We start from the raw sequence: 23,522 nt of genomic DNA on the forward strand, positions 1-23,522 counted from the left end.
GGGGCCGCTGCGGATTTCCGCAGCGGCCCCGTTTTGCGTGTGCGCCCGGCGGCTTCGCCCCGCGCGCTTCTTATCCGATCACCCGGCTTTGCGCCTCCTGCTCGAACTGCTTGACGTACAGGTCGTGGTAGTAGCCGCGCTTCTTTAAGAGCTCCTCGTGCTTGCCCTGCTCCACGATGTGCCCGTCCTGCACGACGAGGATGATGTCCGCGTGGCGGATGGTGGAAAGCCTGTGCGCGATCAGGAACGAGGTGCGCCCGCCCAGCAGGTGCTCGATGGCGCTCTGGATGAGCTGCTCGGTCTGCGTGTCGATGGAGCTGGTCGCCTCGTCCAGCACGAAGATGCGCGGGTCGCACAGCACGGCGCGCGCGAAGGAGACGAGCTGCTTTTCGCCGGTGGAGAGGCGGTCGCCGCCCTCGCCGACGTCGGAGAGGTAGCCCTTGTCGAGCTTTTCGACCACCGTGTCTGCCGACACGGCCTTGGCGGCGGCGATGACCTCCTCGTCGGTGGCGTCGAGCCGCCCGTAGCGGATGTTCTCCATGACCGTGCCGGTGAACAGGTGCGGGTTTTGCAGCACGTAGCCGATGGAGGAGTGCAGCCAGAGCTGCGAGCGCTCGCGGTAGTCGCGCCCGTCGATCAGGATGCGCCCGCCGGTCGGCTCGAAGAAGCGGCAGGCGAGGTTGACCAGCGTGGACTTGCCCGCGCCCGTCTCCCCGACGATGGCGACGGTGGTGCCCGCCGGGATCTTGAGGTTGAAGTGGGAGAGCACGTCCTCCTTGCCGTCCGGGTAGCGGAAGGACACGTCCTCAAATTCGATGTCGCCGCGGATGGGCTCCCAGTTCTCGGGCTTGGGGGTAAAGCAGTCGCCGTACTTTTGCACGACCTCCGGCTTATCCACGACCAGCGGACGCTGGTCGAGCAGCCCGGTCACGCGCTCGATGTTCGCCTGTACGCTGATGAAGTCGGACAGCGTGCGCGCGAGCTGCTGAATGGGCTCGAAGATGCCCACGGCGTAGGAGAGGAAGGCGGAGAGCGTGCCCAGCATCATGCCGTTTTCCATCGTCAGGCGTCCGCCGCGCACCAGCACGATGGCGGTCGCCATGGTGGAGAGGAACAGCACCAGCGGGATGTAGATCGCGGACAGGCGCGAGGCATGCACCGCGCTCACGCGCATCTCCTGCGTCACTTCCTTGAATTCCTCGATGTTCTGGTCCTCGATGACGAGCGTCTTGCTCGTCTTCGCGCCCATGATGCCCTCGTTGTAGGCGCTGGTGATGCGCGAGTGCACCTTGCGCACCTTGCGGTTCCACTTGAGGATGCGGCTTTGGAAAAAGCCGGTCAGCACCGCGATGCCGGGCACGATCAGCATCACGACCAGCGCGAGCTTCACGTTGAGCAGCGCCATGGCGGCCATGACGCCCAGCACGTACGAAAGCGCCCAGACGATGTCGAAGAAGTTCCAGGCGACCAGCCCCGCGATGCGGTTGGTGTCGTTCATCACGCGCGAGAGGATGTAGCCCACGGGCGTCACGTTGTAATAGGAAAGGGAGAGCGTCTGCAGGTGCGTGAAGCATTCGCGCTTCATGTCGCGGCCCAGGCGCATTTCCACCGTCATCGAGCCGCGCGTGAAGCCGAGCACCGCCAGCGTCTGCGAGAGGATGATGAGCACGCAGCAGACCGCGTACAGCGCGAGGCCCTTCGTCGTGCCCGCCGCGATGAAGGTGTCGATGGCGTAGCGCTGGAGCAGGGGGTTCACGATGTCCACCAGCGCGCAGTAGAGGTTCAGCACGAGGATCATCACGAGCAGCGCGCGGTAGCGCTTGAGGAAGGGAAACAGCCGCTTCCAGATCTTCGGCTCGAACGATTTGCCGGTATATTCGGTTTCTTCAAAAGCCATTGGCCTTTTCACTCCTTTCGGGGGCGCGCCCCGTTTTGCCTTAGGGGGGCCTGCCCTTTAGGCGGGGTTCTCGGCCCCTTCGAGCAGCACGCGGTCGTCCGCGCTCATCTGAATGTCGTAGATGCGCCGGTAGATGCCGTCCTGCGCGATCAGCTCCTCGTGCGTGCCCATCTGCGATACGCGGCCGCCGTCGAGCACGACGATGCGGTCCGCCTGCATCAGCGTGGTGATGCGGTGCGAGATCAGCACCACCGTGGCGTCGGACAGGCGCTCGCGCAGGCGCCGGCGGATGCGCTGGTCCGTCTCCGCGTCCACGGCGGAGAGCGAGTCGTCGAAGATCATGATGGGGGCGCGCTGCATCAGCATGCGGGCGATGGCCACGCGCTGCTTCTGCCCGCCGGAGAGCGTCACGCCGCGCTCGCCCACCACGGTTTTGTAGCCGTCGGGGAAGCCCTCGATGGCCTCGTCCACGCAGGCGATGCGCGCGGCCTCGTGCATGGCCTCGTCCCCGGCGCCGGGCGCGGCGGACTTGACGTTTTCCGCCACCGTGCGCGAGAAGAGGAAGGGCTCCTGCAGGACCAGGCCGACGTTCTTGCGCAGGTGGTCGCGGCGGATGTCCTTCACGTCTACGCCGCCGATGGTAATGCGCCCGCAGCCCTCGGGCAGGTCGTACAGGCGGTCGACCAGGTGCATCAGCGTGGACTTGCCGCTGCCCGTGCCGCCCAGGATGCCCAGCGTCGTGCCCGCGGGCACGGTGAAGGACACGTCCCGCAGCACGTCCTGCCCGTCCGCGTAGCGGAAGCTCACGTTTTCAAAGCGAATGTCGCCGGAAAGCGGCGCTTTCACGGCGGTCTGCGGCTCCTCCTCCTTTTTGGCGGAGAGGATGTACTGCACGCGCTCGATGGAGACGCCCGCCTTGCTCATCTCCGAGAGGATGCGGCCCAGGCCGCGCACCGGCCAGACCAGCGTCTGGTTGTAGCTGACGAAGGCGAGGAACGTGCCCAGCGTGATTTCGCCCTGCACCGCCAGGTACGTGCCCACGCACACGACCGTGATGATCTGAAGCCCGGTGATGAAGTCCCCGATGCACCAGTAATAGGAGAGCAGGCGGCCGAGCCGGATCCACAGCGAGGAGAAGTTGTTGTTCTTCTCGTCGAAGCGCTCCACCTCGTAGCGCTCGCGGCCGAACGCGCGCACCACGCGCACGCCCGTCAGGTTTTCCTGCACCACGCTCGTCAGCTCGCCTTCCGCCTCGTCCGCCGTGCGGAAGCGGCGCGCGATGCGCGTGTAGAAGATCATCGAGTACGCCATGATGATGGGCAGGAACACGATCGCGATCAGCGAGAGCTTCACGTTCATGGAGAGCATCAGGCACAGCGAGAAGCCGACGAGGAAGACCGTTCGGAACACCTCGATGAGCTGGTTCACGACGAAGGAACGCACGACCTCCACGTCGGAGGTGCAGCGCTGGATGATCTCGCCCGTCTGATGGCGCACGTGCCATTCAAAGGGCAGGCGCTGGATGTGGGCAAAGAGCGCGTCGCGCATGCCCTTGATGAAGTTTTCGGAGCCCTTGGCCAGCGACATGCGGCTCACGTAGTTGGAAAGCCCGCTGACCGCCGCGACCGCGCCCAGCAGCACGGCGGCGGCCAACAGCGCCCGGCCGGTTCCGCTTTTCAGCAGCCCGGACAGGAAGCCCAGGCCCTGCGGCAGGGGTGCGTCGCCCAGCACGCAGTCCACCGCGATCTTGATGATCTGCGGGGTCAGCGCGTTTAGGACGATGCAGAGCATCGAGCAGGCGAGCGCGAGCGCGAACAGGCGCTTTTGCCCCTTCAAAAAGCGCAGGATGAACGCGGCCTTGGGGTACTTGGTAGGTTCCATGGTCTTCTCCTCCTTTCAAGCTCCGCGCCGCCGGCACGGAAGCCCGCCAAAGCGCCTGCGCGCCCGGCGTATATCGAACAAAAAAGGGGCGCCTCTGCGCGTGCAGAGGTGCCCCGAACAACCCGAAAGATGCGCGTAAACGGCGTTACGGCGCTTTCATGGCGGACGAAACACGTGCAGGCACGGAAATTTCGAGCGTGCGATTTGCGATTGCGAACAGACGAACCTTTGCAAAACCGAACATTTCATCCGCCTCCTTTTCTGAAAGAACTTATGCGGCTTTTTGAAGCCAACGTAACTTAGGATACAGGCATGGCAACAAATTGTCAAGCCCTTTTGGTTTCTTTTTTTGAGAAACTGTCCGCGCGCGGCGCGGCGGAGGGCAAAACGCGCTTGTGCGGCTGCGCGCGCCGTGCTACAATGGACGAAAACGTGAAATCAAAGGATGTGATCTTCTGTGCTGCTGATTCGGGGAGGCATGGTGCACGACGCGGTGCGGCGCGAGCCCTACGCTGCGGACGTGCTGATTCAGGCGGGTAAGATCGAGCGCATCGCGCCCGGCATTTCCTGCGAGGGGGCGGAGGTCTTCGACGCCGCGGGCCTTCAGGTGTATCCCGGCTTCGTGGAGGCGCACGGCCACAGCGGCCTGGACGGCTACGGCATCGGCTACGAGGGCCAGGACTACAACGAGATGGGCGACATCCTCTCGCCGCAGCTTCGCGCCATCGACGCCATTCAGCCCATGGACTTCGCCCTGAAGGAAGCGCGCGAGGCGGGCGTCACCTGCATGTGCGTCGGCCCAGGCAGCGCCAACGTGCTGGGCGGCACCTTCGCGGCGATCAAGCCCTGGGGCCTTCGCGTGGAGAACATGCTCGTCAAGGCGGAGGTTGCCATGAAGTGCGCCTTCGGTGAAAACCCCAAGCGCTGCTACCGGGATAAGGGCAACTCCTGCCGCATGTCCACGGCGGCGAAGCTGCGCGAGATGCTCTTCAAGGCCCGCGAGTACGACCGCAAAATCCGCGCGGCGGGGGACGACGAAGACAAGCTGCCGCCCTTTGACATGAAGCTCAACGCGCTGCTGCCCGTCATCCGGGGCGAAATGCCGCTCAAGGCGCACGCGCACCAGGCGGACGACCTGTTCACCGCGCTTCGCATCGCCCGGGAGTTCGGGGTCAAGATCACGCTGGAGCACTGCACCGAGGGCCACCTCGTGGCGGAGGAGCTGGCGGCGGAGCACGTGCCCTTGGCGGTCGGACCCTCGCTCGGCCACGCGACGAAGTTCGAGCTGCGCAACAAGACTTGGGAGACGCCGGGCATCCTGAGCCGGGCGGGCTGCGAGGTGTCCATCATCACCGATTCGCCGGTCATCCCGCAAAAGTACCTGCCGCTGTGCGCGGGCTTTGCGGTGCAGTCGGGCATGGACCCGTTCGAGGCGCTGCGCGCGATCACGATCAACCCCGCGCGCCACATCGGCGTGGCGGACCGGCTGGGCTCTCTTTCGGTGGGCAAGGACGCGGACGTGGTCGTGACGGACGGCTCGCCCTTTGAGATCGCCACGAAGGTCGTGGCCGTGTTCATCGACGGCAGGCGCGTGACGGCGTAAAGAATTTTCGGCAATTTCGGCAATTTAAGGACGGGCGCAGGCCCGTCCTTTTGTTTTTTGGGCGTACTACGGCGGCGCGCGCCCGCGTACAATCCCCGTGAAGAGAGGGAAAGGCGGGAAAGGCATGACGGACCTGGAATTATTGGCGCGTACCATTCAGTGCGAGGCGGGCGGTGAGGGCGAAAACGGCATGAAGGGCGTCGCCGGCGTCATCATGAACCGCGTGAACATCACCTATGGGGAGTACGGCCGGCTCGTGAATACGATCCGCGACGCGGTCTATCAGACCGGACAGTTCAACTGCGCGCGCACGACGCTCGGGGGACGGCAGAATTTGCAGAACATCTACAACATGCGCCCGGAGCAGATTCACTACGACATCGCGAACTGGGCCATCGCGGGCAACCGGCTGGCGGGCCTGGGCTTCGCGCTGTGGTTTTTCAATCCATACTCCGCCACGTGCCGGCCGAACTTCCCGTCGAGCGTGGGCGCGTTTACGCTGCGCATCGGCGACCACTGCTTTTACAGCCCGACCGACGCCTATGCCCAGACCTGAGGAAGCCGGGGCTTCCTGAAATGACGAGGAGGAATGGTTATGCAGCAGAATGGAACGACAACGGGAAACGCGCCGCGCACGGACCTGTCCAGCGACATGGACTTCAACGTGCCGGCGCAGGAAAACTTCGACGCGCCCGGTCTGCAGGGCTCGATCCAGCAGATTCTGGCCGATAACGTCGGAAACTTCGTCGTGTGCGAGTTTCTCATCGGCACCCAGAACCTGGTGTTGCGCAGCGGCGTGCTCTATACCGTGGGCACGGGTTTTCTGGTGCTGTTCGAGGAGGCCTCCCGCACCTACGTGGTGTGCGACATCTTTTCGATCAAGTTCGTCACCTTCTATCTGCCCGGCATGCGCCCGCAGACCGTGCAGAACGGCGCCCAGTCCGCCCAGCCCGCGCAGCCCACGTTCGCCACGCGCCCCCGGGGCAGAAGATAACACAGCTCTTCGCGAAGGCCGTTCCGTGGGAACGGCCTTTTCGCGATCGGCAGACGGGACGCCTCAGCGCGCCCCGAGCGCGTCAGCGATCATCCGCTCGACGCGGGCGCACACCTCGTCCGGATCAAATTGCCCCGAGACGAGGTGAAGGTCGTGCGCCACGCCGTCAAAGCATCCGTGCTTCCCTTCGAGCATCGCGGCGACGGGGGCGGGCATGTTCCCGCCCATGCGGCGGGCGAAGCGCTCCTTGATGGTTTCCAGGTCCGCGGTCACAAGGATGCGGATTGCGTTTTCCGGAAGCAGCTGCAAATGCTCCGCTTCGGAGACGACATAGAGGATATGCTCGTCCGGCGCGGCCTCCTCCAGTTTCTTTCGGAAGAGGTTTTGCGCGAGGGCCTCGCCTTTGGCGAGGCGCAGATAGTCCTTGCCTGTGAAGACCTGCGCTTGAAGCGCCCGCTTTAGCTGGTCCGCAAGGGTGGATTTCCCGGTGCAGCTTTCGCCGATTATTCCGATTACCATCTTTCTTTCTCCGATCCGTCTGTTTTGGCGCGCCAATATCCTTTGGCGCTGCGGTTTAAAAGCTGTTCTCCTACCATGTCCCGGCGCAGGGTGCAGAAGTCGTCGTGAAAGTCGGCGAGGAGGAGGTTTACCTCCCGCTCCGAGTAGAGCCTGTCCTGCTCAAACGCCTGTACGAGCACTTCCAAGACGATGCGCTTCTTTTTCTGCTGGGCGGGGATCGACTTCAGCTTTCCGTACTCGAAGAACGCGTCGATCACCTTTTGCCTGTATTCGGCGTCCCGCTGCTGCTGCAACCCGATCTCGTCGGATTCCTCCTGCAAAATATCCAGGATGCGCGTTTCAAACACGTTCCTGTTCAGCGAATACATCGTATAGTACTGGCGCTTATACGCGGTTACGGCCCCGGCGTCGGAGAGCTTTTTCAGATGGAACGACACCGTGGGGGCCGAAATGCCCAATCGCTCCGCCAGTCGTTCCACGTACATGTCCTCGATCGCGAGCGATTTTAAAATCTGCAGCCGCGATTTGTCGGACAGGCACTTGAACAGGCGGAGGGCCGCTGCCTCGTTCATCTTGTCCTCTCCTCAATATTTGAAAATTGCGACTCGATTTCCCGAAGCGTATCGAGCTTGATGTTTTCGATCAGCAATTTCTCCGCGTCCTCATGCCGCATCGCCTTGTAGCGGGCCGCCGCCCAGCTCTCCCTGATTTGTCCGGTTTTGAGAAGGAAAAAGCGCCCCGCCGCCTCCCCCTCGCAGGTCCTCGCCGCGACCGCAAGGAGGGTTCGGCAGATGTCGTAGACGTTTGTCCGGACCTTTTCAAAGACCGCCTCGTCGCCGCGGTCGTCCGACAACAGCGATTTTTGCCGCGCTTGGCAGGCGGCAATTTGATCGTCCAGCCACGCGGCGAGCCGTTCCGGCTGTGCTTCCATCCTGTTTTCACCCCGATCCCGCCATGCCCCGCAAGGACGGCGGGGTATGGCGCCTCTTTTTTTCAGGACCCATCGCCTGCCCCGAGGCGGCGCGCGCGATTTGCCCGCAAAGGTGCAGGGCGCATTGCGCGGACGGGTTCCTGAAAATGATTATACTACCGCGACATCAAAAAATCAAATTCATTTTGATAATGGTAAAAATAAATTTGCTGTCCGCCGCGCGGGAATTTGAATGCGCGTGAACCTTGACGGGCCGAGCCGCATATGTTAAAATGCACGCATCTCTTTGCACTGCATCGCGCCCCTCGGGGAGTCGATCATAGCGGTACAAACTGAACAGGCGGCGGGCTTCGGGTCCGCAGGCCGGGCCGTTTTCGGCAGCGGATGTACGGCATCCGCGGGACAGTCGGTGTGTCCTGCGGGTGTATTTTTTTACCCTTCGCCGGGTCTGCACACGCTTGAAAGGGGCGCCGAAGAGCGATTTCTAAATAGGGAGGTAACAACGATGAAGCAGCGTACCCGCGAACAGGTAGCTATGCACGTGTCGCTCGTCACCCTGATCCAGAACGTCGCACTGAGCGTCTTCAAGCTGGCGGCCGGACTGCTTTCCCATTCGGGGGCGATGGTTTCGGACGCCGTGCACTCGGCGTCCGACGTGATGACCACCTTTGTGGTCATGGCGGGGGTCAAGCTTGCGAACAAGGCGTCCGACAAGGAGCATCCATACGGCCACGAACGGCTGGAATGTGTGGCGGCGATCCTTCTGTCGGTTCTTCTGGGGCTCACCGGCCTGGGCATTGGCTGGGCCGGGGTGGAGAAGATCAGGGCGGGCGGCTCCGCGCTTGCGGCGCCCGGCGGGCTGGCGCTTGTGGCCGCCGTCGTTTCCATCGTCGTGAAGGAGGCCATGTACTGGTATACCCGCGCCGCCGCCAAGGAAACGGGCTCCGGCGCGCTTATGGCCGACGCGTGGCACCATCGTTCCGACGCGCTTTCCTCCGTCGGCAGCTTCATTGGGATATTGGGCGCCCGCATAGGCCTGCCCATTCTCGACCCCGTCGCCAGCGTGGTGATTTGCGTCTTCATCGTCAAGGCCGCGGTGGATATTTTTCGGGATGCGGTTTCCAAGATGACGGACCGCTCCTGCGACGACGCGACCGTGCAGGCGCTGCGCGACATCGTGCTCGCCGACGAACAGGTGCTGCGCATCGACCGGCTGAGCACCCGTATCTTTGGAGACAAATTTTATGTGGAACTGGAAATCGCGACGGACGCCGATCTGTCCCTGGCCCAGGCCCACGAGATTGCCGAGCACGTTCATGACGCGGTGGAACGGGCATTCGCCCAGGTCAAGCACTGCATGGTGCATGTAAACCCCGCGGAAGAACAGCCGTGATCCGGCCCTGCGGCGGAGGCGAAGGCCTCCGCCGCTTTTTGCGCCCGGCGGCGGGCTGCTTGAAGCGGGAAGAAAACGATTTCACAATTGCCCTCAAAAATAAACCTGGGAAAAACACCTTGAAATGCGCCGTGGGGTTTTGAAAGAAGGACAACTTGGCGAAAATAGGGAGAATAATTCGAGGATATATTGACAATGGATCTGCTGGCGGATATAATGGAAAAAACGGATATGTAAACGTTTTTATATCGTCGGGAGATCGCCATGAGCATGATGGACAGGAAGACCACGATTCGGGACGTCGCCCGCCATGCGGGCGTATCAATCGCTACCGTGTCCCGGTATTTGAACCGTTCGGGATACGTCGAGGAGGAAACGGGGCGGCGCATCGCGCTGGCGGTCCGGGAGACGGGCTATACGCCCAGCATGGCCGCCAGCAGCCTCAAGACGCGCCGCGGCAAAATCGTGCTGCTGGTCGTTCCCGACATCTGCAACCCCTTTTATTCGAGCCTGGCGCAGCACGTGCAGCGGCTCTGCGGGGAAAGGGGCTACGCCATGGCGCTGTACAACACAAACGAACGCCCGGAGGAGGAGGAAGCCTCGATCCGGCTCGCGCGGCAGATGTACGCCGGCGGGATTCTCTTTGCCTCCATCGACGCGAAGCCCCGCGTGACCGCCGCGCTGACGGAAAGCGGCATCCCGGTCGTGGGCCTCAACTCGTACGTGGAGAGCCCCTTTGACGCGGTGCACGTCGCGCGCGTCGGCGGAACCTACCTGGCGGCGCGCCACCTGATCGATCTGGGGCACCGGCGCATCGCCTTTGCGGGCGGCCTGCCCGGTTCGGTCATCGGCCTGAACCGGCGCGGCGGCTACGAGCGCGCGATGCGTGAGGCGGGGCTGGCCGCCCCGGAGGAGGCCGTCTTCGAGATGGGCTTTTCACAGGCGGACGGCTATAAGGCCGGGTGCTACTTTTCGGCGCTCGCGGAGCGCCCGAGCGCGATCTGCTGCGCAAACGACCTGATCGCCCTGGGCGTGATGGATGCGCTGCAGGAGCGCGGCCTTCGCATCCCGCAGGACGTGTCCGTCAGCGGGATGGACGACATCCCCTATGCGCGCACGGCGAGCCCGCGGCTTACGACGGTGACGAACGACAGCGCGGCGTTTGCGCGCGAGGGCGTGCGGATGCTCTTTGAGCGCATAGACGGCAGCTATGCGGGCGCGGCGCGCGAGTCGGAGATCGCGCACGAGCTGGTCGTGCGCGCCTCGACCGGCAGCCCCGCCTTTGACTAGAAAAGGGTACTTTTTTGGACATCTTACGATGTTTCCCATAAGTGGATTTTACGCGGCAGCTAACTTCCTTTGTCTCGCAGCGGAGGCTCGTCCTGAAATGTACAGAAGGAGGGACAGACAGGCGAAAGGACCCCGCTGGTACGAACCGTTTCGACGAGACAAACAAATGGAGGTTAACGATGATGAAAAAGCTGCTTTGTTGTGTGACCGCGCTGTGCATTTTGCTTACCCTGTGCCTGACCACGGGCCTGGCGGAGGAAAAGACGGTCGTCAGAATGGCCGTCTCCGGCAGCGTATCCGAGATCGCGCTGCGCGAGGAAACCGCGAACCTTTACATGGAACTGCACCCCGATGTGGAAATCAAGTGGATCGACCTGGGCGACGACCGCGTCGTCAAGACCATGGCGCTCATCAGCTCCGGCGAGGCGCCCGACATCCTCTACATGAACGAAAACATCTACACCTACACCACGCGCGGCGTGCTTGAGCCCCTGACGCAGTACATCGAGGCGGAGGGCGAGGGCTACCTGGACTACTTCTACGACAGCCTGCTCGCGCCGCTCACCTACGAAGGGGAGCTGTACGCCCTGCCGCAGGAGGTTTCCCCGTACGTCATCTACTACAACAAGGACCTGTTCGACCGCTATGGCGTCGAATACCCGACCAACGACTGGACGTTCGACCAGTGGTACGAGACGTGCAGGAAGCTGGCGCACCCGGACGAGCTGGTCTACGCCGAAAACATCATGGCCTGGGCGGACAAGTTCCTCCAGCAGCTCAGCCGCATGGGCGTGGAAATCTACACCGACGACATGCAGGGCATCTGGACCGCGCAGCCGGAAAACTACGACAAGGCGCTGGCCGCGTTCGAGTGGCTGAACAACGCCGTGGCCGTGGAGCATATCTGCCCCGACCCGGCCGAGCAGACGGCCATGGGCAAGGGCTTCAGCGAGATGTTCCGCAACCAGCAGGTCGCCATGGAAGCCTCCGGCCTGTGGAGCCTTCCGCCCTACAAGGACGACCCGCTGACCTTTAGCTGGGACGTCGTGATGAGCCCCCTGAGCCAGGACGGCAGCCGCACCACGCGCGCGGGCATCCTGAACTGGGGCATCTACTCCGGCTCGAAGAACAAGGAAGCGGCGTGGGATGTGCTCAAGTTCTTCGTGGGCCACGAGGGGCAGAAGATCGTCGCCAAGTACAACATGGCGCTGCCGGGCGCGCAGGACGACGAGGCCAACCAGATGATCATCGACAGCAGGTTCCCGGAAAGCGTGAAGAACTTCGTCGATTCCGTGCCGTTTATCGAGATTCAGGACAGCTTCTCCCTGTGCGAGGACGAGGTCAACAACCTGCTGACCGCGCAGCTGCAATCCATGATTCTCGGGGAGCAGACGCCGCAGGAGGCGCTGGACAACTTTAACGAAGAGGCGGTGGAAATTTTAAAGGAAGCCATCGAGGGATGACGGCTGTTTGACACAATGCCGAAGGGCGCGCGCTGTCCGGCGCGCGCTCCTTTCCCCTTCGCCAAGAAAAAGGAGTGTAAAGCATGGTCAAGCCGGCACGTCTTTCCCGCGGCCGCAGGGCGCTGGGCGGCGAGGGCCTGTGGGGGGCGGTCTTCCTGCTGCCGACCCTCGTGGGCTTTCTGGTATTTACGCTGATCCCGGTGGTCATGTCGCTGGTCTACAGCTTCACCAAGTACGACGGCGTGACCGCCATGAAGTTCATCGGCCTGAAGAACTACACGAAGCTGCTGGGCAACAAGGAGTTCATCGAGTCGCTCTGGCATACGCTGTACTTCGCGATCGGCACGGTGCCGGTCGGGTGCTTCCTGGCGCTCTTCGTCGCGGTCGTGCTCAACCAGAAGATCCGCGGCAAGGTGATCTACCGCGCGTGCTTCTTTATTCCGTCCATCGTCTCCATGGTGGCGATTGCCGTCGTCTTTCAGCAGATGTTCAACAAGGATTACGGCGTCGTCAACCAGATCCTGGGCTTCTTCGGCGTGCCGGCGCAGGGCTTTTTTGCCTCCACCGCGCAGGCGATGCCGTGCGTCATCTTCGTCTCCGTCTGGAAGGGCATCGGCGTCACCATCGTCATCTTCCTGGCGGGTCTGACGGGCGTGGATCCGCAGCTGTACGAGGCGGCGGACATCGACGGCGCGGGCGCCGCGACGAAGTTTTTCCGCATCACCCTGCCCATGATGCGCGCGACGCTGACGTTCGTGCTCATCAACAATACGATTTCCTCGTTTCAGGCGTTCGATCAGATTTACATGCTGACCAGCGGCGGCCCGGCCAAGGCCACGCAGACGCTCAGCTACCTGATCTACGCGAACGCCTTTCAGTACTGGAAGCTGGGCTACGCCTCCGCGATCGCCTACATCATGTTCGCCATCATCCTGGTCATCAGCATCCTGCAGCTGCGCGTCAGCCGGGATGAGAAAAACTGAGGGGGGAGACAGAAATGACCGTCGCCGTATCCAAAGAAGCGCGTATGCGCAGCGCGAGGACGCGCAGGCTTGCCGTTCATACGATCACGCATCTCTTTCTGCTCTTCTTCAGCTTTCTGATGCTGCTGCCCTTCGTCTGGATGATCCTCAGCTCGTTTAAGAGCGACGCGGAGATTCTGACCGTGCCCGTCACCTGGATACCGCGGGCGTGGCATCCGGAAAACTACCTGACCACGATGCAGACCGCGCCGTGGGGGACGTATTTTTTCAACACGACGCTCGTGACGGCCGCGACCATCCTCGGCCAGCTCGTCGTGGCCTCGATGGCGGCCTACGCCTTCGCGCGCCTGCGCTTTCGGGGGCGCGACGTGATGTTCGTCGTATACCTGAGCACGATGATGCTGCCCTTTCAGGTGACGATGATCCCGATGTTCAAGATCGTCAAGACGCTGGGCTGGATGGACTCGCTGATCTCCCTGATCGTTCCCGGGCTGTTCAGCGTCTTCGGGGTGTTCATGCTCAGGCAGTTTTTCCTTTCGATCCCCACGGAGTTGGAGGATGCGGCCAAGATCGACGGCTGCGGCTATCCGCGCATCTTCTGGGAGGTCGTCATCAAGAATTCCAAGCCCGCGCTGGTCACCCTGACGCTCTTTATCTTCATGGGCACGTGGAACGACTTTTTGCGCCCCCTGCTCTTCCTCAACGACAAGGCGCTGTGGACGCTCTCGCTGGGGCTTTCCAAGTTCAAGGGGCAGTATACCTCGCTGTGGAGCTGCATGATGTGCGGCGCGGTCATCACGATCCTGCCGATCATGTGCGTCTTCTTCTTCGCACAGAAGTATTTCATCGAAGGCATCGTCACGAGCGGCCTGAAGGGCTGATTTAAAGGAGGTACCTGTATGCCGATCCCGTCTGATTACGTCGAGCGCTGCTACGCCGGATGGCTGGGCAAGATCGCGGGCGTGCGCCTGGGCGCGCCCATCGAGGGCTGGAGCTACGAAAAGATTCGCCGCGTTCTGGGCGACGAGGTCTATGACTACATCGTCGATTACGACGACTTCGCCGCGGACGACGACACCAACGGCCCGATGTTCTTCCTGCGGGCGATGGAGGACTTCTGCTGCTCCGAGGAGCTCACGGCCGAGCAGATCGGCAAGACCTGGCTCAACTACACGCCCTACGAGCACGGCTTTTACTGGTGGGGCGGCTACGGCGTTTCCACCGAGCACACGGCCTTCCTGAACCTGTGCGCGGGCATCCCCGCGCCGCGCTCCGGCTCCATCGCCCAGAACGGCGCGGCGGTCGCGGAGCAGATCGGCGGGCAGATCTTCATCGACACCTGGGGCCTCGTCAACCCCGGCGAGCCGGAGCGCGCCGCGCGCTTTGCGCGCAAGGCCGCGAGCGTCTCGCACGACGGCGAGGGCATCTACGGCGGGCAGTTCGTGGCCGCCTGCATCGCGGCGGCGTTCACGGAGCGGGACATTCGCGCCGTCGTCGAGCGCGGCCTTTCCGTCATCGCGCAGGACTGCGAATACGCCCGCATGGCGCGGGACGTCATCGCCTTTTACGATGCGCACCCGGAGGACTGGCGCGCGTGCTTCGACTTCGTCTTTGCCAACTACGGCTACGACCGCTACCCGGGCAACTGCCACATCCTTCCCAATTCCGCGGTGATGGTGCTCTCCATGCTCTACGGCGGGGGCGACTTCACGCGGACGATCGGCATCTGCAACATGTGCGGCTGGGATACGGACTGCACCACCGGCAACGTCGGGGCGATCATGGGCGTGCTGTGCGGGCTGGAAGGCATCGACTACGAGAAGTGGCTCAGGCCCATCCACGACTTCCTCGCCTGCTCGAGCGTCATGGGCAGCCTGAACATCATGGACGTGCCGGACGCGGTCTTCTTCATGGCGCGCATCGCCTACCGACTGGCGGGCGAGCCGTACCCGGCGCGCTACGCGAAGATCCTGCGGGGCGAGGCCGCGCGCTTTCACTTCGCGCTGCCGGGCTCCACCCACAGCTTCCGCGTGGAGGGCGCGCGCGCCTGCCGCGCGGACAACCGCCGCCTCGAGGGGGGCGAGGGCTGCCTGCGCGTCTGGGCGGACGGTCTGGAGCGCGAGGACGTGGAGGTCTACCACAAGACGTATTACCGCCCGAAGGACTTTACGGACAGCCGCTACGACCCGGCGTTTTCGCCCATCCTCTACCCGGGCCAGCACCTGCGCGCGCGCGTCCTGCTGGACGAGGCGGCGGACGCCTTCACGGCCTGCTGCTACGTCCTCGACGGCAACACGGGGCGGCGCGTGTGCGGCGAGCGGGTCAGGCTCGAAAAGGGCGCGTGGCAGGCGCTTTCGCTCGACATCCCGGCCCTGGAGGGCGCGTGCATCGAGCGCGCGGGCGTGCTCTTCGAGCGGGCCGGCGGCGGGCGCGGCGACCTGATCGCGAGCCTTTGCGACGTGGACTTTTCGGGCGGGCCCGACTACCTGCTCGACTTTGAGCGGGAGCGCGAGGAGTTCTGGCACGCCATGCACAGAGAGATCAGCCAGATGACGCGCTACAAGGGCCTGTGGTACCTGGAGGACGGGGCGCTGCACGGTTCCGGCGCGGACCGCGCTGAGGCCTACACCGGCGACGCGGCCTTCCGGGACGTGGAGGTCACGGCGGCGCTCACCCCGGTCGTGGGCGGCGCGCACCAGTTCATGGCGCGCGTGCAGGGCGCGGGCCGATGCTACGCGCTGCGCCTTTGCGAGGGGGACAGGCTTTGCCTCCTGAAAAACGAGGACGGCGCCTACCGCTGCCTGGCGGAGACGGCCTACCCCTGGCGCGCGGGCGAGACGCACACCCTGACGCTGCGCGCGAAGGGAAACCGGCTGACCGCGCTTTCGGGCGGGCGGGAGCTCTTCTCCTTTGCGGATGAGGACGCGCCCTACCTCACGGGCGCGGTGGGCGTGGGCGTCTTAAAGGGACATTGCGCATTTCACAGCCTGCGCGTGCGCGGGCTCGCATAAAAGGAAGGAAAGACGATGGGCAAGATAGCGGTGGTGGGAAGCCTCAACATGGACGTGAGCTACCGGGTGGCGCATATCCCGGCCCCGGGCGAGACGATCCTGGCGCAGGGCGTCGCGAAGAACCCCGGCGGCAAGGGCGGCAACCAGGCGGTGGCCGCGGCGAAGATGGGGGCCGGCGTGAGCATGATCGGCCTGACGGGCGACGACGCGGACGGCGAGGCGCTGCGCCGCTCGCTGGCGGGCGCGGGCGTCGATACCGCCTTCGTGGGGCGCTGCGGGGAGCCCACGGGCACGGCCTTCATCTGCGTGTCGGACGCGGGCGAGAACAACATCGTCGTGCATGCGGGCGCGAACGCCTGCGTGGACGCGCGGGCGCTCGCGGAGGCGGACGCCTGCCTGCGCGCGGCGGAGATGTGCGTCGTGCAGCTCGAGATTCCCCATGAGACCGCCTGGCAGGCGCTGCGCCGCTGCCGCGAGCTCGGCGTCTTCACGGTGCTGAACCCCTCGCCCGCCTGCCCGGTGCCGGATAGCGTGCTGCGCGGGCTCGACCTGCTCGTGCCCAACGAGACGGAGATGGAGGCGCTGCTTCCCGGCGCGCTCGACCTGGACGCCCTGCCCGGCTACGCGCGGGAAAAGGGCGTGCGGCGCATCCTTATGACGCTGGGCGACAAGGGCTGCTGCCTGGCGACGGCGGAGGGCGTGCGCCGCTTCCCCTGCACGCCGGTGCGCGCGGTGGATACGACGGGCGCGGGCGACACCTTCCTGGGCGCGCTGTGCGCGATGCTCGCGGAGGGGCGCGCCCTGGAGGAGGCCATCGCTATCGCGCAGCGCGCCGCTGCCTGGGCGGTCGCCCGTCCGGGGGCCCAGCAGGCGATGCCTTGCCGGGAGAATATCTTATAACCCACAGGCCCCGCTTCAGGCAGGGCACAGCAAAAATCCCCGCCGTCTCCGACTGTTTGCCGGAGGCGGCGGGGATTTCATGTCCTGCTTACTCGGCGGGGGCCGGGCCGCAGCTGTCGCGCCGGATGAGCGACATGGGCACGCACAGCGTGAGCGGCGAGCGGCGGCCCTCGCTCAGGCGCGTGCGCAGCAGCGCGATGACGCTGTCCGCGGCAAAGGAGAGCGGGATGTGCACCGACGTGAGCGCGGGCGTCACGAAGGAGGCGGTGGAGACGTCGCCCCGGCCGATCACGCTCACGTCGCGGCCGACGGTGAGCGAGCGCTCCGTGATGGCGCGGTAGCCGCCGATCGCCATGGCGTCGCTGGCGTAGAGGATCGCGGTGGGCGGCTTTTCGAGGCTCAGCAGCGCGGCCGTCTGCTCGTAGGCGGCCTCCGGCGTGAACGAGCCCTCGTGCACGTACTCCGGGCGGAAGCAGCCGCGCTGCGTCATGCCGGACACGAAGGGGCGCACCATCGGGTCCGGCAGCACGCAGTCGCACATCGTGTCCCGCGCGCCGACGTAGGCGACGCGCCGGTGCCCCAGCTCGAACAGGTAGTCCAGCACGTCCTCCGCCAGCCATCCGTAGCCCAGCATCACCGCGTCGAAGGCGTTTGGCTCTGGGTTGCTGTCGATGAAGAGGATGTGCGGCGTCCACTGGCGCATGACCTTCACGCGCTGCGGGGAAAACGCGCCGAAGGCGATCAGCGCGTCCACCGGCTGCGCCGGGCTGTCCCCGCTGAGGGTCAGCTTGGGCAGCCCCGCCCTTTGCATCGCCCCCTCGATCGTCCGGGCGAGCGCCAGATGGTGCGTCGTCGCGATGGCGGCATAGCTGCTGAACCCCTTGACGACCCCGATCATGCAGGGGCCCGTGGGCGCAAAGGGGTGCTTGGGCAGGTAACCAAGCTGGTCGGCGGCGCTTTGCACGCGTTCGCGCGTCCTGGCGGAAACGGACAGGCGTGGGTCGCCGTTGAGAATGCGGGATACCGTGGACAGCGAGACGCCCGCGATTTCCGCGATCTGCTTGAGCGTAGCCATGGAATAAATCCCCCTGGCACGCGCCTGAACGGCAAAAGGCGCGCTTTGTTTTATTTTTGACAAACACGGCGCCGCACGGCATGCGTACAACGCCGTTTGCAGAAATTATACCAATTACGGAGTAAAAAAGCAATCGATAAAGAAAAGTTTTACTAAAATGCGGATGAACACATCCTGTGGTGGCGAAAAAGAAGAATATATCATGTGGGGGAACCATATGATCTGAATGGTGTTGCGGGGAAAGGAAAAATCGCCGCCGAAGCGACGATCGATGCGTATGATTTAGATCGATTGGTTCTTGAGCTCGCGCAGGCAATCCTTGCAGACCATTTTGCCCTTGTAGGAGATGACATCCTTGACATTCTCGCAGAATATGCAAGCTGGGTGGTACTTTTTCAGGACAATTTGGTCGCCTTCCACAAAGATTTCGAGCGTGTCCTTGACGGCGATATCCATCGTCCGTCGCAGCTCGATGGGAACCACGATGCGACCCAGTTCATCCACCTTGCGGACGACACCGGTAGACTTCATGAGTACTTCCTCCCTTTACAAAATAAAAATAGATAATGTGGTATAACAAACACATTATAGCCATATTGTAAAGGAACGAACGCAGAATGTCAACCGTGAATTATGCCATTTTCTAACTTTGCCTTTCATTTTAGTAAAAATCGGGGGCTGCTTCGATGATGAACGCGATTTGGGCTATTTTGGTCGTGGGCGGCTGCGCGGCCGTGCTGGGCGCGGGGGACGGCGGGGACGCGATGACGCGCTCGGCGGTGGAGGCGGTGCAGCTATCGATCCGCATGGCGGGCAGCTTCGCGCTGTTCACGGGGCTGCTCGAAATCGTCCGCGAGAGCGGGGCCATGCGCCTTTTGCAGCGGCTGCTCAGGCGTCCGCTCGCCTTCCTCTTCCCGGGCGTCGATCCGCAGGGCGAGGCGGCGCAGGCGATGAGCGTGAACATCGCGGCGAACATGCTGGGCCTGGGCAACGCCGCCACGCCCATGGGCATCCGCGCGATGGAGGCGCTGGGCCGCTCGCGCGCGGACGACGCGGCGACGGACGCGATGTGCATGTTCATGGTGCTGAACGCGTCGAGCGTGCAGCTCTTTCCCACCAGCGTGGTCGCGCTGCGCTCGGCGGCGGGCAGCGCCGCGCCCGCCTCCATCGTGCTGCCCACGCTGATCGCGACGGCCGTGTCCACGGCCACGGGCATTTTCTTTTGCAAGCTGTTTGCGCGGGGAGGGGCGGCGCATGGGCGATAAGGTGGTGCCGCTGCTGGCGGCGGTCGTCGTGCTGCTGGGCGTGTGGCGGCGCGTGCCGGTGTACGACGTGTTCGTGCGCGGCGCGAAGGAGGGGCTCAAAACCGCCGCCTCCATCGCCCCGTTCCTGATCGCCATCCTGCCCGCGGCGGCCATGCTGCAATCGTCGGGCGCGATGGACGCGCTCTCGCGGCTGCTCACGCCCGCGCTTTCGCATCTGCGCCTGCCCGCGGAGGTCGCGCCGCTGATGCTGCTGCGCCCCTTTTCGGGCTCGGGGTCGCTGGGCATGCTGGAGGGCGTGCTTTCCGCCTGCGGGCCGGACAGCCGCGCCGGGCGGGTGGCCTCCGTCGTCGTGGGCGCAAACGACACGATCTTCTACATTCTGGCGCTGTACATGGGCGCGGCGGGGGCGAAGCGCTCGCGCTACGCGGTGCCCGCGGCGCTGCTGGCCTGGGCGGCGGGGTGCCTCGCGGCGGGGTTTGTCTGCCCGTGAAAGAAGTGGTATAATCGTGCGTACAGGAGAGGAAAGAGGGGATACCTTTGCGGATTTCGCTGTTCATGACGCCGCTGGAGACGCGCGGCGCGCTGCTCGCGGGCGCGGCGGCGGTGGTGATCGACGCGCTGCGCATGACGAGCACGGCCGTCACGGCCTTTGAAAACGGCTGCGCGGGCATGCTGGCCGTGCGCGAGGTGGAGGAGGCCCGCGCCCTTCGCGCATCGGACCCGTCGCTGCTGCTGGGCGGCGAGCGGGGCGGCGTGCTCATCGCCGGCTTCGACCTGGACAACTCCCCGCGCAGCTTTACGGCGCAGCGCGTCGGCGGGCGGCGCGTGGCGATGACGACCACGAACGGCACCTGGGCGATCACGGGCGTCGCGCCCGCGCGGCGCGTGCTGCTGGGCGCGTTCCTCAATGCGCAGGCGGTCGCGCGCGCCCTCCTTGGGGAGGAGGCGGCGGTCATCCAGTGCGCGGGCACGGACGACCGCCTGTCGCTGGAGGACGTGCTGGCGGGCGGGGCGATCCTTTCGCGCCTGCTCTCGCTGGGCGCGCGGGCGGAGCTGGACGACGCGGCGCAGGCGGCGCTCGCGCTCTACCGCGCCTGCGGCGGGGATCTCGACGCGGCGCTGCGCGGTACGCACCATTACGGCGTGATGCTGCGGGGCGGCCAGCGGGCGGACATCGACTTTTGCCTGCGCGAGGACGTGTTCTCATCCGTGCCCGAGCGCGGGGCGGACGGCTTTTTTCATCTGAGCTGAGGGCCCTTCCCGGGCCCGTTTTTTCAATTCATCGTTCACAAATTAAAAATTTTTTCATTTTCCAAAACACTTTGAGCCGCTCGTGCGTTGTCCTGGTGTAAGCGCGCTGCACAGGAAAGCAGGGAGGCAAAAGTGATGCTGTATGGATGGTTGGAACTCCTGTTTCAGGATCTGCTGAATCGCCCGGCGGTTTCGCGCCGGGAGAACGAAAGCGTCTGGCTGCACGACGGCTACGCCCAGTGGCTGCAGACGGGGAAAGGAAGGCGCCACCCGTGAGCGGCCGGGAGGATGTATGGAGCTGATCGAGATGTGGCGCGTGCGCGGGGAGCTCCTGCGCTACGCCGAGAGCCTGACCGGCAGCCGCGCGGACGCGGAGGACCTGGTGCAGACCGCTTACCTGCGCGCGGCGGAGAACGTGCGCATGCTGCGCGGACGCGGCGAGGGACTTTGCCGCGCCTGGCTGTTTCGGACGGTGAAGAACGCCTTCATCGACCAGTGCCGCCGCCGTGGGCGCCAGGTGCTGACCGATTCGGACGCGGACGGCGTCTGGGAGGACGACCTGACGGGGCTTGAGGTGCGCGACCTGCTTTCGCGCCTTCCGGAGAACCTCTCGCAGGTGCTGCGCATGCGCTGCCTCGAGGGGATGACCAGCGCGCAGATCGCGCGGGCGCTGGACATGCCCGCCCCGACGGTGCGAACGCGCCTGCGCGCGGCGGCGATGCTGCTCAAAAAGTGGAAAGGGGAAGGAAAAATATGAAAACGGTGATTCAGGACGTCGTCATGCTGGACGCAAGGAATGCCTCCGCGGAGGCGATCGCGGATATCGTGGCTGTCAGGGACGTCGTGCTGCTGCTGCTCTCGGAGCGCACCGCGCCGCTCTTCTCGCACGTGAAGTGCGAGGACGTGGTGAGCATGTGGGTGGTGCCGGAGGACGCGAGCCTCCTTTCGACCAACGGCAGCATGGAGCTCGCCGCCGACGTGGGCGGCGCGCGGCGCATGCTGATGGTCAACGGCGAGGTGCGCGTGGACCCCGCGATGACGCCGGAGGAGATTCGCGCGCAGATCGTGGGCGGCACGGTGAACGGCAGCGTCCTTTGCAGCGCCTCGCAGCTCGGCGCGCTGAGCGCGGTGGGCCTTCAGATCAACGGCAGCGCCGAGTCGTATCCCGACGGGTGGACGCTGCGCGCCTCCAAGCGCCCGGTGACGCTCGCCGAAACGGCGGCGCTCTCGCAGGGCGCGCGCCTCTACTTCACGCAACGCGCGCTGCTGGAGGTGGGCGCGGCGAAGGCGCTTTGCGCAAAGGGCGTGCGCGTGCGCGCTCCGAAGGGCCTGCTCTGCTTTGCGCAGGACGCGGAGGCGCTGGGCGGCCTGTACGAGGGCGACCTCAGCGGCTGCCTGTTCGTCCCCGACGGCTTCAAGGTGGAGCAGGCGGCCCTCGACGTCGGCGCGCGCACGGCGTTTCGGCTGCGCGGGAAGCTCTACGTGCAGGGCGGCCTCACGATTCGCGAGGACGTGCGCGCGGACATGCTTTCAAAGCTCGAGGCCCTGCGCGTGGAGGGACGGCTGATCGTGCCGCTTTCCCTCATGGACGCGCTGCTGGAGCGGGTGGAGGGCGACGCGGAGTGGCTGCCCTACGAGGGCGCGCTGCTCGTGTGCGGCGAAAAGATGGAGCTGACGCCCGCCTCGCTTGCGCGGATGGCGGACAAGGTCGCGATCGTGAACGGCGGCATGCTGAGCGTCGATCCGGAGATTCCCCCGGAGGAACTGCGCGCGCGCATTACGCTGCTCGTAAACGACGGCATGTGCCGCCTGACGGACGCGCAGCGCGGGGCGCTCGCGGACGTGACATTGGGCGGCGGCGCGCTTACGCCGCCGGACGGCGAAAAGCCGGAGCAGCAGCGCGAGACGCTGCCGCCGGACGTGCGCCTTCTGGAGGACATGGTGAACTTGAAGCTCTAAACGGGCGCCCAGGGCCTTGCAACGTCGGGGCGGGGTTTGACAAAATCGCGATGAAACCGTAGAATAGAAAAGCAGGAGGGCAGCCCGCATGCTTTGACGCGGCATGCGGCTCGCCCTCCTGCTTTTTTGTATTGGAGGAAGCGCATGAAGTTTTACGTGGCCTCAAGCCTCTCAAACGTGGAGCAGGTGCGGGAGCTATCGCGTCTGCTCAAGGAGGCCGGATGGGAGCATACCTACGATTGGACGGCGCATTGCCCGGTTCGGGAAATGGACGCGCAGACGCTGAGGTCCATTGCGGAAAAGGAATGCGAAGGGGTGAAGCGGGCCGACGTCGTCATCGTGTTGACCCCGCAGGGCAGGGGAACGCATACGGAATTCGGCATGGCGGTCGCGCTGAACAAGAAGGTGTACCTGTGCCACTGCGACGGCACGTACTTTCGCTGCGACGAAAATACGTCCGCGTTTTACTGGCTTTCAGAGGTAAATTGGCTTGTTGGGGATACGGAGGCCATCGCAGGCGAGCTGCTCAAAACACAAAACCCGTGAACGGACGATGGAATGGAGGCAAAACCAATGAAATACGAGGGCGTATGTATCGCCGTGAAGGACGTGAACCTTTCAAGGCGGTTTTATCAGGAATTGTTTGGGCTCGAGGTGTATCAGGATTATGGCATCAACGTCTCCTTTGGGAGCCTGTCGCTCCAGCAGGAGTTCGACGCTCTGCTGGGTATCCCCGGTGAGAGCATCGTCAAAAGAGCGCATAACATGGAGCTGTACTTTGAGGAAGAGGATTTTGACGGCTTTCTCGAGAAGCTGGCGCGGCGCGGCGACATCCGATACATAGGCGATGGCGTCAAAGAGGCCGCGTGGGGGCAGCGCTCCGTGCGGTTTTACGACCCGGACGACCACATCGTCGAGGTTGGCGAGAGCATGAAGCGGGTCATCGGGCGCTTCCTTGCGTCCGGGCTGTCGATGGAGGAAACCTCCAGGCGCATGGACGTGTCCGTGGCGGATTTGGAGACGCTTCTGCGGGAGTGAGCGCCGTGCCGTCAGGCGCGGTTCAGGGGAACCCGCTTAAGGCGCCAGTCCCTCAAAGAATGGGTCGAA

At 64.3% G+C, this 23,522-nt stretch carries 26 protein-coding genes and 1 riboswitch; of the genes, 19 read left to right on the forward strand and 7 right to left on the reverse strand.

The genetic code is table 11. The features are described from left to right. Window positions 1-70: 70 nt before the first annotated feature. Window positions 71-1,897: an ABC transporter transmembrane domain-containing protein gene (locus C1725_RS04510; protein ID WP_102410479.1), complete on the reverse strand. Its 1,827-nt coding sequence runs from the start codon at window positions 1,895-1,897 to the stop codon at window positions 71-73. A 57-nt stretch (window positions 1,898-1,954) separates the two neighbouring features. Continuing rightward, complete coding sequence (locus tag C1725_RS04515; protein WP_102410480.1) at window positions 1,955-3,778, reverse strand: ABC transporter transmembrane domain-containing protein; 1,824 nt, start codon at window positions 3,776-3,778, stop codon at window positions 1,955-1,957. A 457-nt stretch (window positions 3,779-4,235) separates the two neighbouring features. Between C1725_RS04515 and C1725_RS04520 the strand changes: the two genes are divergently transcribed. The 3 genes from C1725_RS04520 (at window position 4,236) to C1725_RS04530 (ending at window position 6,375) form a co-directional block, all read left to right on the forward strand. Beyond that, a complete protein-coding gene (locus C1725_RS04520; protein ID WP_346026344.1) occupies window positions 4,236-5,381 on the forward strand; it encodes an amidohydrolase in 1,146 nt (381 codons plus the stop codon). Window positions 5,382-5,505: 124 nt separating this feature from the next. Beyond that, complete coding sequence (locus C1725_RS04525; RefSeq protein WP_102410481.1) at window positions 5,506-5,937, forward strand: cell wall hydrolase; 432 nt, start codon at window positions 5,506-5,508, stop codon at window positions 5,935-5,937. A 39-nt stretch (window positions 5,938-5,976) separates the two neighbouring features. Continuing rightward, window positions 5,977-6,375 carry a hypothetical protein gene (locus C1725_RS04530; RefSeq protein ID WP_102410482.1) on the forward strand — a complete coding sequence of 133 codons (399 nt, stop codon included), beginning with the start codon at window positions 5,977-5,979 and terminating at the stop codon, window positions 6,373-6,375. A gap of 63 nt (window positions 6,376-6,438) precedes the next feature. On the opposite strand, the gene C1725_RS04535 is transcribed toward C1725_RS04530, so the two are convergent. Genes C1725_RS04535 through C1725_RS04545 form a run of 3 tightly spaced genes read right to left on the reverse strand, consistent with a single transcriptional unit; the run spans window position 6,439 to window position 7,825 of the window. Beyond that, entirely contained in the window at window positions 6,439-6,894 is a 456-nt protein-coding gene (locus C1725_RS04535) for a DEAD/DEAH box helicase family protein (protein WP_102410483.1), read from the reverse strand. Then, window positions 6,888-7,466 carry a metalloregulator ArsR/SmtB family transcription factor gene (locus C1725_RS04540; RefSeq protein ID WP_102410484.1) on the reverse strand — a complete coding sequence of 193 codons (579 nt, stop codon included), beginning with the start codon at window positions 7,464-7,466 and terminating at the stop codon, window positions 6,888-6,890. The genes C1725_RS04535 and C1725_RS04540 overlap by 7 nt, the downstream gene beginning before the upstream one ends. Beyond that, entirely contained in the window at window positions 7,463-7,825 is a 363-nt protein-coding gene (locus C1725_RS04545; RefSeq protein ID WP_102410485.1) for a hypothetical protein, read from the reverse strand. The genes C1725_RS04540 and C1725_RS04545 overlap by 4 nt, the downstream gene beginning before the upstream one ends. Window positions 7,826-7,871: 46 nt before the next feature. Here C1725_RS04545 and C1725_RS18930 point away from each other — a divergent pair, with 46 nt between their 5' ends. From C1725_RS18930 to rbsK, 8 genes are all read left to right on the forward strand, one after another. After that, window positions 7,872-8,057, forward strand: coding sequence for a hypothetical protein (locus tag C1725_RS18930; protein WP_146009153.1), 186 nt, complete (start codon window positions 7,872-7,874; stop codon window positions 8,055-8,057). Between the two features lie 90 nt (window positions 8,058-8,147). Further along, a riboswitch (NiCo riboswitch) is annotated at window positions 8,148-8,233 on the forward strand. A 97-nt stretch (window positions 8,234-8,330) separates the two neighbouring features. Next, the gene (locus C1725_RS04550; protein ID WP_102410486.1) at window positions 8,331-9,218 is read left to right on the forward strand and encodes a cation diffusion facilitator family transporter; all 888 of its coding nucleotides are present in this window, start codon (window positions 8,331-8,333) and stop codon (window positions 9,216-9,218) included. 264 nt (window positions 9,219-9,482) lie between these two features. Continuing rightward, entirely contained in the window at window positions 9,483-10,508 is a 1,026-nt protein-coding gene (locus tag C1725_RS04555; RefSeq protein WP_102410487.1) for a substrate-binding domain-containing protein, read from the forward strand. Window positions 10,509-10,687: 179 nt separating this feature from the next. Continuing rightward, window positions 10,688-11,971, forward strand: a complete 1,284-nt coding sequence (locus tag C1725_RS04560) for an extracellular solute-binding protein (RefSeq protein WP_102410488.1) — start codon at window positions 10,688-10,690, stop codon at window positions 11,969-11,971. An 83-nt stretch (window positions 11,972-12,054) separates the two neighbouring features. Beyond that, entirely contained in the window at window positions 12,055-12,954 is a 900-nt protein-coding gene (locus C1725_RS04565; RefSeq protein WP_102410489.1) for an ABC transporter permease subunit, read from the forward strand. 14 nt (window positions 12,955-12,968) lie between these two features. Beyond that, window positions 12,969-13,835 carry a carbohydrate ABC transporter permease gene (locus C1725_RS04570; protein ID WP_346026345.1) on the forward strand — a complete coding sequence of 289 codons (867 nt, stop codon included), beginning with the start codon at window positions 12,969-12,971 and terminating at the stop codon, window positions 13,833-13,835. An 18-nt stretch (window positions 13,836-13,853) separates the two neighbouring features. Then, window positions 13,854-15,965 carry an ADP-ribosylglycohydrolase family protein gene (locus C1725_RS04575; protein WP_102410490.1) on the forward strand — a complete coding sequence of 704 codons (2,112 nt, stop codon included), beginning with the start codon at window positions 13,854-13,856 and terminating at the stop codon, window positions 15,963-15,965. A gap of 15 nt (window positions 15,966-15,980) precedes the next feature. Further along, window positions 15,981-16,865 (forward strand): ribokinase, encoded by an 885-nt coding sequence (gene rbsK / locus C1725_RS04580; RefSeq protein WP_102410491.1) that lies wholly within the window; start codon window positions 15,981-15,983, stop codon window positions 16,863-16,865. Between the two features lie 88 nt (window positions 16,866-16,953). Here the strand turns inward: rbsK and C1725_RS04585 are convergent, their stop codons facing one another. After that, window positions 16,954-17,940, reverse strand: a complete 987-nt coding sequence (locus tag C1725_RS04585; protein ID WP_102410492.1) for a substrate-binding domain-containing protein — start codon at window positions 17,938-17,940, stop codon at window positions 16,954-16,956. A 282-nt stretch (window positions 17,941-18,222) separates the two neighbouring features. Then, on the reverse strand, window positions 18,223-18,471 hold the full coding sequence (locus tag C1725_RS04590; protein ID WP_102410493.1) for an AbrB/MazE/SpoVT family DNA-binding domain-containing protein: 249 nt from the start codon (window positions 18,469-18,471) through the stop codon (window positions 18,223-18,225). A gap of 155 nt (window positions 18,472-18,626) precedes the next feature. Between C1725_RS04590 and C1725_RS04595 the strand changes: the two genes are divergently transcribed. From C1725_RS04595 to C1725_RS04625, 8 genes are all read left to right on the forward strand, one after another. Beyond that, window positions 18,627-19,205, forward strand: a complete 579-nt coding sequence (locus tag C1725_RS04595) for a nucleoside recognition domain-containing protein (protein ID WP_102410494.1) — start codon at window positions 18,627-18,629, stop codon at window positions 19,203-19,205. Further along, window positions 19,195-19,695 (forward strand): nucleoside recognition domain-containing protein, encoded by a 501-nt coding sequence (locus C1725_RS04600; RefSeq protein ID WP_102410495.1) that lies wholly within the window; start codon window positions 19,195-19,197, stop codon window positions 19,693-19,695. Before C1725_RS04595 ends, C1725_RS04600 begins: the two co-directional genes overlap by 11 nt. 47 nt (window positions 19,696-19,742) lie before the next feature. Beyond that, window positions 19,743-20,456: a 2-phosphosulfolactate phosphatase gene (locus C1725_RS04605; protein WP_102410496.1), complete on the forward strand. Its 714-nt coding sequence runs from the start codon at window positions 19,743-19,745 to the stop codon at window positions 20,454-20,456. A 135-nt stretch (window positions 20,457-20,591) separates the two neighbouring features. Next, window positions 20,592-20,732, forward strand: coding sequence for a hypothetical protein (locus tag C1725_RS19190; RefSeq protein ID WP_346026346.1), 141 nt, complete (start codon window positions 20,592-20,594; stop codon window positions 20,730-20,732). A 16-nt stretch (window positions 20,733-20,748) separates the two neighbouring features. Continuing rightward, complete coding sequence (locus C1725_RS04610) at window positions 20,749-21,213, forward strand: sigma-70 family RNA polymerase sigma factor (RefSeq protein WP_102410497.1); 465 nt, start codon at window positions 20,749-20,751, stop codon at window positions 21,211-21,213. Then, a complete protein-coding gene (locus C1725_RS04615; protein WP_102410498.1) occupies window positions 21,210-22,415 on the forward strand; it encodes a hypothetical protein in 1,206 nt (401 codons plus the stop codon). The genes C1725_RS04610 and C1725_RS04615 overlap by 4 nt, the downstream gene beginning before the upstream one ends. Window positions 22,416-22,559: 144 nt before the next feature. Then, a complete protein-coding gene (locus C1725_RS04620) occupies window positions 22,560-22,961 on the forward strand; it encodes a nucleoside 2-deoxyribosyltransferase (RefSeq protein ID WP_102410499.1) in 402 nt (133 codons plus the stop codon). A gap of 27 nt (window positions 22,962-22,988) precedes the next feature. Beyond that, window positions 22,989-23,453 (forward strand): VOC family protein, encoded by a 465-nt coding sequence (locus C1725_RS04625; protein ID WP_102410500.1) that lies wholly within the window; start codon window positions 22,989-22,991, stop codon window positions 23,451-23,453. Window positions 23,454-23,522: the final 69 nt, after the last annotated feature.

This window comes from Beduinella massiliensis (genome assembly GCF_900199405.1).
GTDB lineage: Bacteria > Bacillota > Clostridia > Christensenellales > Aristaeellaceae > Beduinella > Beduinella massiliensis.